Source organism: Neorhizobium galegae (genome assembly GCF_021391675.1).
Classification (GTDB): Bacteria; Pseudomonadota; Alphaproteobacteria; order Rhizobiales; family Rhizobiaceae; genus Neorhizobium; species Neorhizobium galegae_B.
In genome coordinates, this window is the sequence record NZ_CP090095.1 from 1651478 (window position 1) to 1665253 (window position 13776).

General features: G+C 62.7%; 18 protein-coding genes. 9 read left to right on the plus strand and 9 right to left on the minus strand.

Translation table 11 applies throughout. From position 1 onward, the window contains the following. The first annotated feature begins 198 nt into the window (after nt 1-198). Nucleotides 199-405, plus strand: a complete 207-nt coding sequence (locus LZK81_RS08240) for a hypothetical protein (RefSeq protein ID WP_046610007.1) — start codon at nt 199-201, stop codon at nt 403-405. On the opposite strand, the gene dprA is transcribed toward LZK81_RS08240, so the two are convergent. Genes dprA through LZK81_RS08260 form a run of 4 tightly spaced genes read right to left on the minus strand, consistent with a single transcriptional unit; the run spans nt 385 to nt 4395 of the window. Then, the gene (dprA, locus tag LZK81_RS08245; protein ID WP_233955796.1) at nt 385-1527 is read right to left on the minus strand and encodes a DNA-processing protein DprA; all 1143 of its coding nucleotides are present in this window, start codon (nt 1525-1527) and stop codon (nt 385-387) included. The genes LZK81_RS08240 and dprA overlap by 21 nt on opposite strands. 12 nt (nt 1528-1539) lie before the next feature. After that, complete coding sequence (plsY, locus tag LZK81_RS08250; RefSeq protein WP_233955798.1) at nt 1540-2157, minus strand: glycerol-3-phosphate 1-O-acyltransferase PlsY; 618 nt, start codon at nt 2155-2157, stop codon at nt 1540-1542. Nucleotides 2158-2170: 13 nt separating this feature from the next. Then, a complete protein-coding gene (locus LZK81_RS08255) occupies nt 2171-3457 on the minus strand; it encodes a dihydroorotase (protein WP_233955800.1) in 1287 nt (428 codons plus the stop codon). After that, nucleotides 3454-4395 (minus strand): aspartate carbamoyltransferase catalytic subunit, encoded by a 942-nt coding sequence (locus LZK81_RS08260; RefSeq protein ID WP_046624246.1) that lies wholly within the window; start codon nt 4393-4395, stop codon nt 3454-3456. The genes LZK81_RS08255 and LZK81_RS08260 overlap by 4 nt, the downstream gene beginning before the upstream one ends. Nucleotides 4396-4597: 202 nt before the next feature. On the opposite strand from LZK81_RS08260, the gene LZK81_RS08265 reads away from it, so the two are divergent. Next, nucleotides 4598-6250: an acyl-CoA dehydrogenase family protein gene (locus LZK81_RS08265; RefSeq protein ID WP_233955802.1), complete on the plus strand. Its 1653-nt coding sequence runs from the start codon at nt 4598-4600 to the stop codon at nt 6248-6250. On the opposite strand, the gene LZK81_RS08270 is transcribed toward LZK81_RS08265, so the two are convergent. Continuing rightward, nucleotides 6232-7167, minus strand: coding sequence for an AEC family transporter (locus LZK81_RS08270; RefSeq protein ID WP_046609963.1), 936 nt, complete (start codon nt 7165-7167; stop codon nt 6232-6234). The two genes, LZK81_RS08265 and LZK81_RS08270, sit on opposite strands and share 19 nt — an antisense overlap. Nucleotides 7168-7352: 185 nt before the next feature. On the opposite strand from LZK81_RS08270, the gene LZK81_RS08275 reads away from it, so the two are divergent. The 3 genes from LZK81_RS08275 (at nt 7353) to LZK81_RS08285 (ending at nt 9200) form a co-directional block, all read left to right on the plus strand. Next, nucleotides 7353-7997 carry a TetR/AcrR family transcriptional regulator gene (locus LZK81_RS08275; protein ID WP_046605475.1) on the plus strand — a complete coding sequence of 215 codons (645 nt, stop codon included), beginning with the start codon at nt 7353-7355 and terminating at the stop codon, nt 7995-7997. A 96-nt stretch (nt 7998-8093) separates the two neighbouring features. Continuing rightward, complete coding sequence (locus LZK81_RS08280; protein ID WP_046624243.1) at nt 8094-8579, plus strand: group II truncated hemoglobin; 486 nt, start codon at nt 8094-8096, stop codon at nt 8577-8579. A 294-nt stretch (nt 8580-8873) separates the two neighbouring features. Then, nucleotides 8874-9200, plus strand: coding sequence for a DUF6105 family protein (locus tag LZK81_RS08285; protein WP_046605473.1), 327 nt, complete (start codon nt 8874-8876; stop codon nt 9198-9200). Here the strand turns inward: LZK81_RS08285 and ruvX are convergent. Beyond that, nucleotides 9143-9631 carry a Holliday junction resolvase RuvX gene (ruvX, locus tag LZK81_RS08290; RefSeq protein WP_007761087.1) on the minus strand — a complete coding sequence of 163 codons (489 nt, stop codon included), beginning with the start codon at nt 9629-9631 and terminating at the stop codon, nt 9143-9145. The two genes, LZK81_RS08285 and ruvX, sit on opposite strands and share 58 nt — an antisense overlap. Before the next feature lie 130 nt (nt 9632-9761). Here ruvX and LZK81_RS08295 point away from each other — a divergent pair, with 130 nt between their 5' ends. The 4 genes from LZK81_RS08295 (at nt 9762) to LZK81_RS08310 (ending at nt 12734) form a co-directional block, all read left to right on the plus strand. Further along, nucleotides 9762-10463 (plus strand): metal-dependent hydrolase, encoded by a 702-nt coding sequence (locus LZK81_RS08295; RefSeq protein WP_046609966.1) that lies wholly within the window; start codon nt 9762-9764, stop codon nt 10461-10463. Between the two features lie 109 nt (nt 10464-10572). After that, on the plus strand, nt 10573-10860 hold the full coding sequence (gene gatC / locus LZK81_RS08300; RefSeq protein ID WP_046609967.1) for an Asp-tRNA(Asn)/Glu-tRNA(Gln) amidotransferase subunit GatC: 288 nt from the start codon (nt 10573-10575) through the stop codon (nt 10858-10860). 56 nt (nt 10861-10916) lie between these two features. After that, a complete protein-coding gene (gene gatA, locus LZK81_RS08305) occupies nt 10917-12398 on the plus strand; it encodes an Asp-tRNA(Asn)/Glu-tRNA(Gln) amidotransferase subunit GatA (protein ID WP_105437422.1) in 1482 nt (493 codons plus the stop codon). A gap of 63 nt (nt 12399-12461) precedes the next feature. Beyond that, entirely contained in the window at nt 12462-12734 is a 273-nt protein-coding gene (locus tag LZK81_RS08310) for a hypothetical protein (protein WP_046605469.1), read from the plus strand. A 15-nt stretch (nt 12735-12749) separates the two neighbouring features. Here LZK81_RS08310 and LZK81_RS08315 read toward each other — a convergent pair whose 3' ends face one another. From LZK81_RS08315 to LZK81_RS08325, 3 genes are all read right to left on the minus strand, one after another. Continuing rightward, the gene (locus LZK81_RS08315) at nt 12750-13040 is read right to left on the minus strand and encodes a type II toxin-antitoxin system RelE/ParE family toxin (protein WP_233955804.1); all 291 of its coding nucleotides are present in this window, start codon (nt 13038-13040) and stop codon (nt 12750-12752) included. Beyond that, nucleotides 13030-13215 (minus strand): hypothetical protein, encoded by a 186-nt coding sequence (locus LZK81_RS08320; RefSeq protein WP_233955806.1) that lies wholly within the window; start codon nt 13213-13215, stop codon nt 13030-13032. The genes LZK81_RS08315 and LZK81_RS08320 overlap by 11 nt, the downstream gene beginning before the upstream one ends. A gap of 94 nt (nt 13216-13309) precedes the next feature. Continuing rightward, nucleotides 13310-13567 (minus strand): YjhX family toxin, encoded by a 258-nt coding sequence (locus LZK81_RS08325; RefSeq protein ID WP_233955808.1) that lies wholly within the window; start codon nt 13565-13567, stop codon nt 13310-13312. Nucleotides 13568-13776: the final 209 nt, after the last annotated feature.

The window sequence follows — 13776 nt, forward strand, 5'->3', positions numbered from 1 at the left end:
CGGAAATCTGACCTCCCGACATGGAGGGCGTTTGCCTCGCGGTCAAGAGGCGAGCCTTAAATTATGGGGTACAACGAGATGCAACCTTGAGAAGATATGCAATTTGTTGCAATCTTAAATAAATGCGATATGGTCCCTCGAATACCTCAAGGTGAATTTATTTGGACCGGTGGCCGGCTTTTTTTGACAGGATCGAATATGATTTCTCGGAGCGAGACAAACGGCCGGCGCGAGGACGATACCAGGGAGAATATCGCCTATATAAGGCAGATGCTCGGAGAACTCCGACAGGTCGCCTTGGGAGAGGGAGCCGATATGCTCTGTTATCTCATCGAGATGGCCTATGTGGAGGCGGGGGACGTACAGGCGGGCCGGCGTCCCCGCTCAGTCTTCCATCGCGAGTGAAACCAGGCCGCCGACATGCCGATGCAGCCGGCCGGCGAGATCGAGTTCCAGCAGGATGAGATAAACGGAAGAGGCGGGCAGTGCCGTATGGCGGATGATGTCGTCCACCTCGACCGGCGTCGGCCCCAGCGCCGAAACGATGATTGCCCGGTCGTCGTCATTTGGCGGCAGTATGTCGCTGAATTTCTTAGGCTCTTCCACCACCGAGCCGCTGAACAGATCGAGTTGCGAGAGCGGCGCCAGCGCTTCGATGACGTCCGCCGACCCGGTGGTAACGATCGCTCCCTGTTTCAGAAGCCCGTTGGTGCCGTGGCAGCGCGGATCGAGCGGCGAGCCGGGAACGGCGAAGACAAGCCGCCCGAAATCGGTCGCCATCCTGGCGGTGATCAGGGAGCCGGAACGCTCCGCCGCCTCGATCACCACGACCCCCAGCGAAATGCCGGAGATCAGCCGGTTTCGGCGAGGGAAATCCCGCGCACGGGGTTCCCAGCCGAACGGCATTTCACTGACGGCAAGGCCGACGCCCTCGGTGATCTCGTCGAGCAGGGGCACGTTCTCCGGCGGGTAGGGCTGGTCGAGCCCGCCGGCCAGCACCGCGATCGTGCCGGTATCGAGGCTGGCCCGGTGCGCAGCGGTATCGATGCCGCGGGCAAGGCCTGAGGTCACCGTATAACCGGCACGGCCGCAATCCCTTGCGATCATCGCCGCGAATTTGGCGCCGGATATCGAGGCGTTGCGCGATCCGACGACGCCGACCGAGGGGCGTGTTGCGGCGGAAAGGTCGCCTTTCATGGCAAGAAGCGGTGGCGCGCCTTCGATCTGGCGCAGCGCCGGCGGATAGTCCGGTTCGCCGATGCCGACGAAGCGAGCGCCAAAGCGATGGGCGGCTTCGAGTTCGCGTTCGGCCTCCTGCACGCCGGCAATCCGGATCGCCCTGGTTGCTCCGCCGCGGGCGGAGAGTTCGGGCAGCATGGCAAGAGCGTTTTCGGCCGAGCCGCAGTGGTTGATGAGGTCCCGGAATGTGGCGGGGCCGACATTGTCGGAGCGGATCAGCCTCAACCAGGCGATCCTCTGCCTCTCCGTCAGCGCAATTCCCGTTCGCCTTGCGCTGCCGTCCGGCATTGTTTCCCCCGCCTATCCCTTTTGGCCGATCCTGCTTTCGGTGCCGGCGATCAGCCGCTTGATATTCTCCTCGTGTTTCCACCAGGAAATCACCGTCATGACGGCCATGACGAGCGCGATCTTCGGTTCGTTTAAGAACCACAGCACAACCGGAATGACAAGAGTTGCAACCAGAGCGGAGAGCGACGAATATTTGCTGATCTTGGCGACGCCGAGCCAGATGGCGGCAAACAACAGCACCATCCAGGGGGCGACGCCGAGCAGCGTGCCGATATAGGTAGCCACACCCTTGCCGCCCTTGAAGCCCAGCCAGACCGGGAAGAGATGGCCCATGAAGGCCGCGAAACCGGCCAGCAGCCCCGCTTCCTTCCCGAAGAAATACCAGGCGACCAGCGCCGCGACGGTGGCCTTCAGCGCGTCGAGCAGCAGGGTGGCTGCGGCAAGTTTCTTGTTGCCGGTGCGCAGCACGTTGGTGGCGCCGATATTGCCCGATCCGATCGAGCGGATATCGCCGAGGCCGGCGGCGCGGGTGAGGATCAGGCCGAAGGGAATGGAGCCGAGCAGATAGCCGAACACCAGTGCCGCCAGCGCGATCGGCAGAGTGATCTGCCAGTTGAAAAGTTCATTCACGCCCTTGCTCCCCTTAAAGCGTGTAGACGCACTTGCCGGCCACATACGTCGCGACGGCGCGGCCCGAGAATCGCGCGTCTTCGAACGGCGTGTTCTTCGACTTCGACAAGATCATATCCTTCGACACGATCCAAGGCTCGTCGAGGTCGATCAGCGTGATATCCGCCTTGGCGCCGGGCTTCAGCGTGCCCGCATCGAGGCCAAAGATCTGCGCCGGGCGGGTGGACATCGCATCGATCAGCCGCATCAGCGGCACGCGGCCGTCATGGTGCAGACGAAGGGCTGCGGCGAGCAGCGTCTCAAGACCGATCGCGCCGTCCTCGGCATCCGCGAACGGCAGCCGCTTGGTATCGACGTCCTGCGGATCATGCGAAGAGACGATGATGTCGATCGTGCCGTCGGCGATCGCATCGGCCATGGCGACGCGATCGTCTTCGGAACGCAGCGGCGGCGACAGCTTGAAGAAGGTGCGGTATTCGCCGATGTCGTTCTCGTTGAGCGCTAAGTGATTGATCGAGACGCCGCAGGTGGCATTGGCCCCGCGGGCGCGGGCGACGCGCATGGCTTCGGCCGATTCCGCCACGGAAATCTTCGCCGCATGGTATTTCGCCCCCGTCAGGCCGGCGATCCGGAGATCCCGTTCGAGCGGGATGATTTCGGCTTCCTTCGGCACGCCGGAGAGGCCGAGCCAGCTGGCGAACAGGCCTTCATTCATCACGCCGTTGCCGAGATATTTTTCGCGCAGTTCCAGCGAGACGACGGCGTCGAACTCGCGCGCATAGGTCATCACCCGGCGCAGCAGCAGCGTATCGGAAAGCCCGTGCCGGCCATTGGTGAAGGCGACGGCGCCCGACTGCTGCATGAGCCCGATCTCCGTCATCTCCTTGCCGGCGAGCCCCTTGGTGAGTGCCGCGGCGGGATGGACGTTGACGACCGCCTTGTCGCGGGCCGTCTTCTGCACGAATTCGACCAGCGCGATGTCGTCGAGCACCGGATCGGTATCCGGCATCATGATGAAGGAGGTGATGCCGCCGGCTGCCGCCGCGCGGCTTGCCGATTCGATCGTCTCGGTGTGCTCGGCGCCCGGTTCGCCCACATAGACGCGGGCATCGACGAGGCCCGGCGTCGCGACGAGGCCCTGGCAGTCCCGGACCGTCGCGCCTTCCGGCGCACCCTGGTTCTGGGCATCCTTCCCGGCGGCGAGGATGCGGCCGTCGGCGCCGATGATGATCGTGCCGGTCTCGTCGAGTTGGCGGGACGGGTCGATGATGCGCAGGTTCTTGAGGACGGTCGGGGTCATGCGCGTTCTCCCTGGTTCTGGGAGACGAGCAAGGCCTCCATCACGGCCATGCGGACCGCGACCCCCATTTCCACCTGTTCCTCGATGACACTCTGCGGACCGTCAGCCACCTCGGAGGCGATCTCGACGCCGCGGTTCATCGGGCCGGGATGCATGACGAGCGCATCCGGCTTGGCGACTTTAAGCTTTTCGGCATCGAGCCCGTAGAAGCGGAAATATTCGCGCACCGACGGCACGAAGGCGCCGGCCATGCGCTCGCGCTGCAGGCGCAGCATCATCACCACGTCGGCGTCCTTCAGACCCTCTTCCATCGAATGGAAGACCTCGACGCCCATGTCCCGTATGCCGGAGGGCAGCAGCGTCGAAGGCGCCACGACCCGGACCCGTGCGCCCATGGCGTTGAGCAGCAGGATGTTCGAGCGCGCCACGCGCGAATGCAGCACGTCGCCGCAGATGGCGACGATGATGCGCGACAGCTTGCCCCTGGCGCGGCGGATGGTCAGCGCATCGAGCAGCGCCTGGGTCGGATGCTCGTGCTGGCCGTCGCCGGCATTGATCACCGAGCAGGCGACCTTCTGGGCGAGAAGTGCGGCGGCGCCGGCCGAGGAATGGCGCAGCACCAGCACGTCCGGCCGCATCGCATTGAGCGTCATCGCCGTATCGATAAGCGTTTCGCCCTTCTTCACCGAGGAATTGCCGACCGACATGTTCATCACATCGGCGCCGAGGCGTTTGCCGGCGAGCTCGAAGGACGATTGGGTGCGGGTGGAAGCTTCGAAGAACAGGTTGATCTGGGTGAGACCCCGCAGCGTGGAGGTCTTTTTCTCCCGCTGCCTGGAAATCTTCACGGCCTCGTCGGCCTTGTCGAGAAGAAAGGTGATATCCTGTTCGGTAAGGCCCTTGATGCCAATCAGATGGCGGTGAGGGAAGAAGACCATGGACACGTCTCCGCTTGCGTTCGGCGGTCTATAAGGTCTGACGGCAGGAGCCGCAAGCGGGCGCGAGGTTTATCTCACTGCTTGTTTGTCCATTGTCGCTGACAGCGGTTTCTCCACGCCGGTGCGGCCTTTTGTTGAGAACGCCAGAAATCCTGATTGGGCGCCGTTCCCAGGCCCCGTAACTTCCGCTAGAACCCGTTTCATGAACCAGATGTCGCGCGCCGAAGAAAAATTTGCCGAACTGAACCAGCCTAAACCCTGGTCCGGCATCAATGCCTACCGATCCGATCCGCTGGTCGTCGACCTGACGAGCACGCTGAACCGCACCATCCGCGAGGAATACGACCAGCTCGGCCGTTACGTCACCTCGCCGGAGGCGCAGGAACTGGCGCGCATGGCGAACGAGAACCCGCCGAAGCTGAAGACCCATGGTCCGCGCGGCGAGCGGCTTGACGTCGTCGAGTTCCACCCGGCCTGGCACGCGCTGATGCGCCGTTCGATGCAGACCGGCCTGCATTCCTCCGTCTGGGAAAACATTCCGGAAGCCAAGGGCCACGAGCACAAGGCGAGGGCGACGCGATTCTATCTGTCGGCGCAGCTCGAATGCGGCCATCTCTGCCCGCTGACCATGACCAGCGCCTCGATCGCCGCGCTAATGGCCTCGCCGCGCGTCCAGAAGGAATGGGCGCCAAAGATACTGTCGCGCAAATACGATTCGACGAATCGCCCGGCCTTGCAGAAGAGCGCGGTCACGCTCGGCATGGGCATGACCGAAAAGCAGGGCGGCACGGACGTGCGCGCCAACCGCTCGACCGCCGAGCGCGTCGGCGAGGGCATCTACCGGCTCTCCGGCCACAAGTGGTTCATGTCGGCGCCGATGAGCGACGGTTTCGTGATGCTGGCAAAGACCGGCGACGGGATCGGCTGCTTCCTGGTGCCGCGGCTGCTGGAGGATGGGTCGGCGAACGGCCTGCAGTTCCAGCGCCTGAAGGACAAGGTCGGCAACCGCTCAAACGCCTCTTCTGAAGTCGAGTTCACCGATGCCTTCGGTTATCTGCTGGGCGAGCCGGGCGGCGGCATCCGCACGATTCTCGACATGGTGACCCTGACGCGGCTTGATTGCGCCCTGGCATCCGCCGGCATCATGCGCGCGTCGCTCGCCGAAGCGGTCCACCATACGCGCGGCCGCAGCGTGTTCGGCAAGAAGCTCGTCGATCAGCCGCTGATGACGCGTGTGCTCGCCGACATGGCGCTCGATGTCGCCGCGGCGACCGCACTCGCTTTCAGGCTGGCCGACTCCTTCGATCGGGCGGCCAGCAACCCGGCCGACGCGGCTTTCGCCCGGGTCATGACGCCGGTCATCAAATACTGGAACTGCAAGATCGCGCCCTCGCTGATCTACGAGGCGATGGAGTGCATCGGCGGCAACGGCTATATCGAGGAACGGCCGATCGCCCGGCATTACCGCGAGGCTCCGGTCAACGCGATCTGGGAAGGTTCCGGCAACGTGATGGCGCTCGACGTGCTCCGGGTCCTGTCGCGGGGGCGGGACCTGTTCAACACGGTGCTCGCCGGTTTCGAACGGGATCTCGGTCCTGCGGGCAAGAAGACGGTCGAAGTGCTGCGCGCCGCCATGGCGCTCTGCGAGACCGACGAGGGAGCTGCCCGGCTTCTGGTAGAACAGCTGGCACTTGCGGCGGCGGCGTCCGAACTGGTGCGGCTCGGCGCCGGCAAGATCGCCGACGCTTTCCTGGAAACGCGGCTCGCCGGCGGCTGGCGCTCGACCTACGGCATGCTCGATGCCCGGTTCGACGCGCGCTACATCGTCGATCTGCTTTATCCCGCAGCCACGTAGGCGACAGCCGTCATCACGACTGGAATGGTGAGGAACGAGGCGACGACCTGCAGGGTCGCCGCCGCGGCATACATGTCCGCATCGCCGTTCAACTGTTTCGCCAGCAGATAGCCGTTCATCGCGGTCGGAACCGCCGCACTCAGCGCCAGAAGCACGAGGGCGCTGCCCTGGATGCCGCACAGCGCGCCGACGCCCACGGCGACGATCGGGAAAGCGATCAGCTTCAAAAAGACGGCGAGGAGAGTGATTGGCTTCGGCTTGAGCGCGTCCATGACCCGCAGGCCGGCGCCGACCGCGATCAGGCCGAGGCTGAGCGAAGCCTGGGACAGCAGGTCGACCGCCACCATCACCGGTTCGTAGATTGGAATGCCGGCAACGTTGACGACGATGCCGAGCGCCGTCGAAAGGATCAGCGGATTGGTGCAGACCCGATAGAGGATGGCCTTGTAGTTCCGGTCGTGGCCTGAGAACCACAACAGCACGGTCACATTGATGAAGTTGAGTGGAATGATGATCGCCGCCATCACCAGGCCGACCATGGTCAAGCCCTGCTGGCCGTAGGTCTTGGCGGCAATCGCCAGCGCCATGAAGGCGTTCCAGCGTGTCGCGGTCTGGAACAGCGAGGTATAGGCCGGTCCGCCGACGCGCAGGTTCCGCAGCAGCGGCCATGCCAGCAGCAAGCCGCCCGACATCACCAGAACAGAAACGATCGCCGCGAAACTGACCGTCAGGTTTTCGGTATTCGAAAAATCCGCCTTGGCCATCGTCGAGAACAACAGGGCCGGAAACAGCACCCAGTAACTGCACTGCTCGAGCCCGTCCCAGAAATCGGGATTGATGATCGGCGCGCGTTTTAATCCCATGCCCAGGAGAACCAGCAGGAAAATCGGCAGAACGCTTTGGAAGATGATGAGCATGGAGGAGGGCACGTCGGTGGGAGAATAGGATCTCGTTAGTCCTCCCATGCTGATAGTGCAATGCGGAGCCCTGCGAATTCAAGTGCTGCGCGCGCAATCCTGTGCATGGGCACCAAGACTGCTTGCGGCGGCTGATCGCTCGGACTATCGCGGTTGATTAAGATTGAAACCGAAACAGGCGGAAAATGCTCCAGATCCCTGAAGTCACAGCGCAAGAAGGTTCGGTCGCCAAGGTGCGCAGCCGCGCCGGCACCGAGCGGGCGATCTTCCTGGCTGCCCGCGCGCTGCTCGCCGAGCAGGGTTTTCAGGGTTTCGGCATCAACGCGGTGGCGCGCCGCGCCGGCTGCGACAAGCAGCTGATCTACCGCTATTACGGCGGCCTCGACGGACTGATCGAGGCGATCGGCGCCGATCTCGGCACCTGGGTCAAGGACCGCATCCCGGAAGATACCGGCGGCATGTTCCTGCTGACCTACGGCGACCTGATGGAGAAACTCTCCATCTATTTCATGGAAGCGCTGCGAGACGACCCGCTGGTCTGCAAGATTGTCGCCTGGGAGGTCTCGCAGGATACGCCGCAGGTCCGCCGGCTGTCGGAAGCCCGCACCAAGGCCCTCGGCAAATGGCTCGAAAAGATGCGGGGCTCGCTGACGCCGCCCAAGGGTGTCGATGCCGCGACCACCAATGCGCTGCTGTTTGCGGCGATCCAGCACCTGGTGATCTCCGCCGCCGTCAGCGGCCAGTTCGCCGGCATGGCGCTCAAGACTGAAAAGGATTGGGATAAGGTCGGCAACGCGCTCCGCCGCCTGGTCCGCGCGATCTACGGCTGACCTTTCCGCCGGAGACGTTCATCCGTTGTTCGATGTCAGGGATTGAAGCGATGACCGGCGCTCAGTATCTCTTGTAGTGATACGGGAGGGAACGCCATGACAGTGCCAACGCTTTATGAATGGATCGGCGGCTTCGATGCGCTCTTGCGTCTTACGACGGAGTTCTATCGGCGCGTCCCGGCGGATGACCTTCTCGGCCCGGTCTTTGCCGGCATGGACGCGGAACACCCACAGCATGTAGCCATGTTCATCGCGGAGGTCATTGGCGGACCGAAGCTCTATTCGGAGCAGCGTGGCGGTCATCCGGCGATGGTGCGCCATCATCTTGAAAGGCACCTGACGGAGCCGATGCGCCGGCGGTGGATCAACATCCTCCTCGACACCTATACGGATCTCGAACTTCCGGCCGACCCGGAGTTCACGTCCGCACTGGTCGGCTATCTCGAATGGGGAACGCGGCTTGCGGTCGTCAATTCGCAAGCCGGAGCCAAGGTTTACGAGCACGCGCCAATGCCGAAATGGGGATGGGGCGAAACCGGCGGTCCTTATATTCCGAAGAAGCCGAAATCGCCGGCTGCCTGACCTGCTTTATCCACAGGCGCCCTTGCGAAATTAACCATCTCCCCCGGTTTCCGTTGCGGCAAATCCCTGCGGGCTTAAGTTCCACGTTAACGCACTGTTAACTACGACGTTCGCCGAGTATCCGCGTATGGGAACTGCAATCCGGAATATAGCATTGCTGATCGTCATGACGACGGTCTTCGCGGCGCTAGCCATGGACATTGCCATTCCCGCATTGGCCCTGAGCCTTATGGCTCTATCGAGATGGCTCGTGTCTCTGGAACCTTATCCGGCAGAGTCGAGAGGGAGGACTGCATGAAGTGGTTCGTGATTTTATGGGCCGGTCCGGTCCTGCTGCTGACCAGCTGGTACGGGCTTTCCTACTACGACATGAGCTTCGGCTTCTTCATGCTGACCCGACAGACGCATGACCTTGTCTTCCAGATCTACGGCAATGTTCTTGGCATTCCGCCGGAAACGATTCCGCCTTTGGTGGCGCGCGCGATCGCATTCGACAGCCTGGTCGTGTTCGCCATTATCGCCTTCCGCAAGCGCCGCGAGATCGCCGCCTGGTGGCGGAAGCGTCAGCTGGCGAAATCGGTCTCCCTGCCGAGCGACGAGAGCCTGTCGAGAGCGCCCTGAAGAATGAAGCTTGCCGCGGCGGAATCGATCCGCTCGGCACGTTTGGCCCGCGATACGTCCATTTCCAGAAGCGCCCGTTCGGCGGCCACCGTCGACAGCCGCTCGTCCCAGTAGACGAAGGGCAGGGCGGTCTTTTCACTCATCGAGCGCACGAAGGCGCGGGTCGCCTGCACCCGTGGTCCGGCGGAGCCGTCCATGTTGGTCGGCAGGCCGATGACGAAGCCGGCCACCTTCTCCTTCTCGGCGAAGGCGAGCAGCACTTCCGCATCCTTGGTGAATTTCACCCGCTTGATGACCGGGCGGGGAGAGGCAAAGCGCCGGCCGAGATCCGACATGGCGAGCCCGATCGTCTTGGTACCGAGGTCGAGCCCGGCGATCGCCTGTCCAGGTTGAAGGGCCTCGGCCAGTTCCTCGATGGTCATCACTGTCATGCGTTCTTCATCCCGGGGATCCAGTTAGGGTGTCCGGAGCGGGTTTGTCCCACCCTCTGTCCCACTTCCCTTTAGCCTCATATCGGCTATGTGTCGTCATTATCTCACATCATTTCGAGGAGAGTTTTCCATGAAGATCACCTGGCTCGGCCATGCCGCCTTCCGTATCGAGACCGCCAAGGCCAAGATCCTGGTCGACCCGTTCCTGACCTATAACCCCGCCTTTGCCGGCCAGGACATCCAGGCCGCTGCCGAAGGTCTGACCCATATCCTGCTGACACACGGCCATGGCGACCATGTCGGCGACACGATCCAGATCGCCAAGGAAACCGGTGCCGTCGTGCTCGCCAACTACGACCTCGGCGTCTGGCTGGCAAAGAAGGGTGTCGAGAAGCTCGAGATGGGCAATACCGGCGGCACGATCGGTTTCGAGGGTTTCACCGCCACCTTCACCAATGCGCTGCATTCGTCCGCCTCGCTGACCGAAGACGGCGTTTCGCACTGCCTCGGCAATGCCAACGGCCTGATGCTGCATTTCGACGACGAGCCTTCCGTCCTCCATATGGGCGATACTGACATCTTCAGCGATATGGCCCTGATCAACGAACTGCACCAGCCGGATATTGGCATCGTGCCGATCGGCGACCGTTTCACCATGGGTGGTGCGGTTGCAGCACTTTCCTGCCAGCGCTTCTTCGACTTCAAGCATGCGCTGCCCTGCCATTATGGCCTGCCGGGCGTCGACCAGACGCCGGAAAAGTTCGTCAAGGGCATGGAAGGCTCCCGCACCCGGGTCGAGACGCCGGCACCGGGCGGCAGCCTGACCTTCTAAATCGCATCCTTTAAGGCGGCGCGCCTTCGCAAATTGAGGCGCGCTCCCTGTTGCGAAGGGCGGGCATGGCCATTATAGCGAAGGGGAAATTTCCCATCGGAGTTATGCCATGTCCGTCGATCTCGCCACCGTCAAGCGCGTCGCGCGCCTTGCCCGCATTGCGGTCACCGAGGAAGATGCCAATCGCATGGTCGGCGAGCTGAATGGCATCATCAATTTCGTCGAGCAGCTTTCCGAAGTCGATGTTGCGGGCGTCGAGCCGATGACGTCGGTCACCCCGATGGACATGCGCAAGCGCGCCGATGCCGTCAACGACGGCGACAAGGCAGACGATATCGTCGCCAACGCGCCGTCTACCGACCATAATTTTTTCCTGGTGCCGAAGGTCGTCGAGTGAGCGCTCAATAGCGCCCCGCCGAACCTCCCCTCGCATTCGAACCGTTTGAAGAGACCATGACCGAACTCACCAGCCTCACCATTGCCGAAGCCCGCGAAAAGCTCGAAGCCAGGGAATTCACCTCCGTCGAGCTGACTGAGGCCTATCTTTCCGCGATCGATGCCGCCAACTCGGTGTTCAACGCCTATGTGGCCGTGACGCCGGAAAAGGCGCTCGGCATGGCGAAGGCTTCTGACGCGCGCCGTGCCGCAGGCACTGTCGGCGCCCTGGAAGGTATTCCGCTCGGCATCAAGGACCTGTTCGCCACCCGCGACGTCCACACCCAGGCCTGCAGCCACATCCTCGACGGCTTCCTGCCGAAATACGAATCGACCGTCACCCAGAACCTCTGGGACGACGGCGCGGTCATGCTCGGCAAGCTCAACATGGACGAGTTCGCGATGGGCTCCTCCAACGAGACCTCGCATTACGGCGCCGTGGTCAACCCGTGGCGGGCCAACGGCTCCAACCAGCAGCTGGTGCCGGGCGGTTCTTCGGGCGGTTCGGCCGCTGCCGTGTCTGCATTCCTCTGCGCTGGTGCTACCGCCACCGATACCGGCGGCTCCATCCGCCAGCCGGCCGCCTTCACCGGCACCGTCGGCATCAAGCCCACCTATGGCCGCTGCTCGCGCTGGGGCACGGTCGCCTTCGCCTCCTCGCTCGACCAGGCCGGCCCGATCGCCCGCGACGTGCGCGATGCCGCGATCATGCTGAGGTCGATGGCATCGGTCGATGCCAAGGACACGACCTCGGTCGACCTGCCGGTGCCGGATTACGAGGCTTCGCTCGGCCAGTCGCTGAAGGGCATGAAGATCGGCATTCCGAAGGAATACCGCGTCGAAGGCATGCCGGAAGAGATCGAAAAGCTCTGGGCTCAGGGGATCGCCTGGCTGAAGGATGCCGGTGCCGAGATCGTCGACATCACCCTGCCGCACACCAAATACGCGCTGCCCGCTTATTACATCGTCGCGCCTGCCGAAGCCTCGTCGAACCTCGCCCGTTACGACGGCGTGCGCTACGGCCTGCGCGTCGACGGCAAGGACATCGTCGACATGTACGAGAAGACCCGCGCTGCCGGCTTCGGCACCGAGGTCAAGCGCCGCATCATGATCGGCACCTATGTTCTGTCGGCCGGTTATTACGACGCCTATTACCTGCAGGCGCAGAAGGTGCGCACGCTGATCAAGCGCGACTTCGAGATCGTCTTCGACGCTGGCGTCGATGCGATCCTGACGCCCGCCACGCCGTCGTCGGCCTTCGGCATCGCCGACGAGGACCTCGCCTCCGATCCGGTCAAGATGTACCTCAACGACATCTTCACGGTGACGGTCAACATGGCCGGCCTGCCGGGCATCGCCGTTCCCGCCGGCCTCGACGCCAAGGGCCTGCCGCTCGGCCTCCAGCTGATCGGCAAGCCGTTCGAGGAGGAAACCCTTTTCCGCACCGCTCACGTCATCGAACAGGCAGCCGGCCGGTTCACGCCGGCGAAGTGGTGGTAAGCGGACGGATCATCCGGAATATGACGGCCGCCGATCATCGGGCGGTCGCCGGGGAGATGGCTCATGGCTAAGACGGATCTGGCAGGATTGATCGAGGCGTTCGATCGCCTCGCGGCCGATGGTTTCACCATGGGTGCGGACTGGCAGGCGGTGCACGAGATTTGCCAAGCCCATGAGGGCGAACAGCCCTTCGACTGGGGCCACGCTCTCTGCCACCGCATCGAAGGCGACGACTGGAACGCCGACTACTGGTACCGCCGCGCCGGCAAGCGACGTGCGAACTCGATCGCCGAGGACTGGACGGCGATGAGGGCCGAGCTTTCGGCACCCCTCTGAATGAGGAGAGATGCCTCAGTCCTCCTGAGGCGGATAACGCATACGTTGATGAATGATCGTGAGAATATCGAGATCGCTCGGCGATAGGATCCGATACACGATCGTATAAGGCAGGCCCGAAATGGCAACCTCGCGCGTATCGTTTACGCTGCCTTCCCGCCCGAGAAGCGGAAAACTTTCGAATATCTCGATGACTTGCCGGATGCGGGATAAGACGCGATCGGCGGCATTACGGTCGAATTGTGCGATACGGGTGTGAATTTCACTGAGATCCGCGATGGTCTGCGGAGTGAAATTAACGTTCAAAGCCGAAGCGCTCCCAGACTTTTCGCGCTGGGGTCATCTTGGAGCGGTCCTCGGACTGCTTGAGCGCCTCGCGAATTTTTGCTTCCTTCCAGGAATCGTACTCCTCATCGGCCGTCGCAGCCGGCTGAGGTTCGGTCAATTCCCTGAAGCTGACTTCGTCCTTAAGATCGCTCATGCCAATAAAATAACGCGATTGCCGCCAAAGTCCAATTGCATTTGTCTCTCAAGCGAAAGCCGGCCTCTGTTGAAAAAGCCGGCTTTCGTTTTCGCTACCGATTATCCTGCTCGGCCCTCACCAGCACCAGCCCCCGTTCGGTGATGCGGTAAGGCTTGCCGCCCTGGGACTTGATCGCTCGTTTCTGCTTGAGTTTGCGGAAGGTGGTGAGGTCTAAACCCGAGAAGACCCAGCCCTCGCGGGTGACCAGCTGGAATTTTTCGATCTTGCGGTTCTGATCGCGGGTGATGTCGATCCTGCCGCCCTGGGCGAGCAGGTGGAGGATGCGCTGTTCGGCGCGGGAAATATCCATTGTCTTGATGTCCGGAGAAGCGCTCGCAAACGAGCGCACAAAAACGTTGCCGGCGTCGCGTGACGTCGGGGTTCTCGTTTTTGTCTGGGCCGGCGCGGCTTGGAAGCGGGGGCCGGCCCCTCAGCAGGTCTCTACGGAAGAGAACATCAAAACTCCATCGATACGAAATCCGCACTAGGCGTGTTTTCCCCAGCCGTCAAGCGCCTGGC

Coding starts and splice junctions, on each gene's coding strand:
- LZK81_RS08310 (WP_046605469.1), top strand. CDS start 12,462: ATGGCTAAGACGGATCTGGCAGGATTGATCGAGGCGTTCGATCGCCTC.
- LZK81_RS08275 (WP_046605475.1), top strand. CDS start 7,353: ATGCTCCAGATCCCTGAAGTCACAGCGCAAGAAGGTTCGGTCGCCAAG.
- LZK81_RS08295 (WP_046609966.1), top strand. CDS start 9,762: ATGAAGATCACCTGGCTCGGCCATGCCGCCTTCCGTATCGAGACCGCC.
- LZK81_RS08325 (WP_233955808.1), bottom strand. CDS start 13,567: ATGGATATTTCCCGCGCCGAACAGCGCATCCTCCACCTGCTCGCCCAG.
- LZK81_RS08240 (WP_046610007.1), top strand. CDS start 199: ATGATTTCTCGGAGCGAGACAAACGGCCGGCGCGAGGACGATACCAGG.
- LZK81_RS08280 (WP_046624243.1), top strand. CDS start 8,094: ATGACAGTGCCAACGCTTTATGAATGGATCGGCGGCTTCGATGCGCTC.
- LZK81_RS08255 (WP_233955800.1), bottom strand. CDS start 3,457: ATGACCCCGACCGTCCTCAAGAACCTGCGCATCATCGACCCGTCCCGC.
- LZK81_RS08270 (WP_046609963.1), bottom strand. CDS start 7,167: ATGCTCATCATCTTCCAAAGCGTTCTGCCGATTTTCCTGCTGGTTCTC.
- gatA (WP_105437422.1), top strand. CDS start 10,917: ATGACCGAACTCACCAGCCTCACCATTGCCGAAGCCCGCGAAAAGCTC.
- dprA (WP_233955796.1), bottom strand. CDS start 1,527: ATGCCGGACGGCAGCGCAAGGCGAACGGGAATTGCGCTGACGGAGAGG.
- gatC (WP_046609967.1), top strand. CDS start 10,573: ATGTCCGTCGATCTCGCCACCGTCAAGCGCGTCGCGCGCCTTGCCCGC.
- LZK81_RS08260 (WP_046624246.1), bottom strand. CDS start 4,395: ATGGTCTTCTTCCCTCACCGCCATCTGATTGGCATCAAGGGCCTTACC.
- LZK81_RS08285 (WP_046605473.1), top strand. CDS start 8,874: ATGAAGTGGTTCGTGATTTTATGGGCCGGTCCGGTCCTGCTGCTGACC.
- LZK81_RS08320 (WP_233955806.1), bottom strand. CDS start 13,215: ATGAGCGATCTTAAGGACGAAGTCAGCTTCAGGGAATTGACCGAACCT.
- ruvX (WP_007761087.1), bottom strand. CDS start 9,631: ATGACAGTGATGACCATCGAGGAACTGGCCGAGGCCCTTCAACCTGGA.
- LZK81_RS08265 (WP_233955802.1), top strand. CDS start 4,598: ATGAACCAGATGTCGCGCGCCGAAGAAAAATTTGCCGAACTGAACCAG.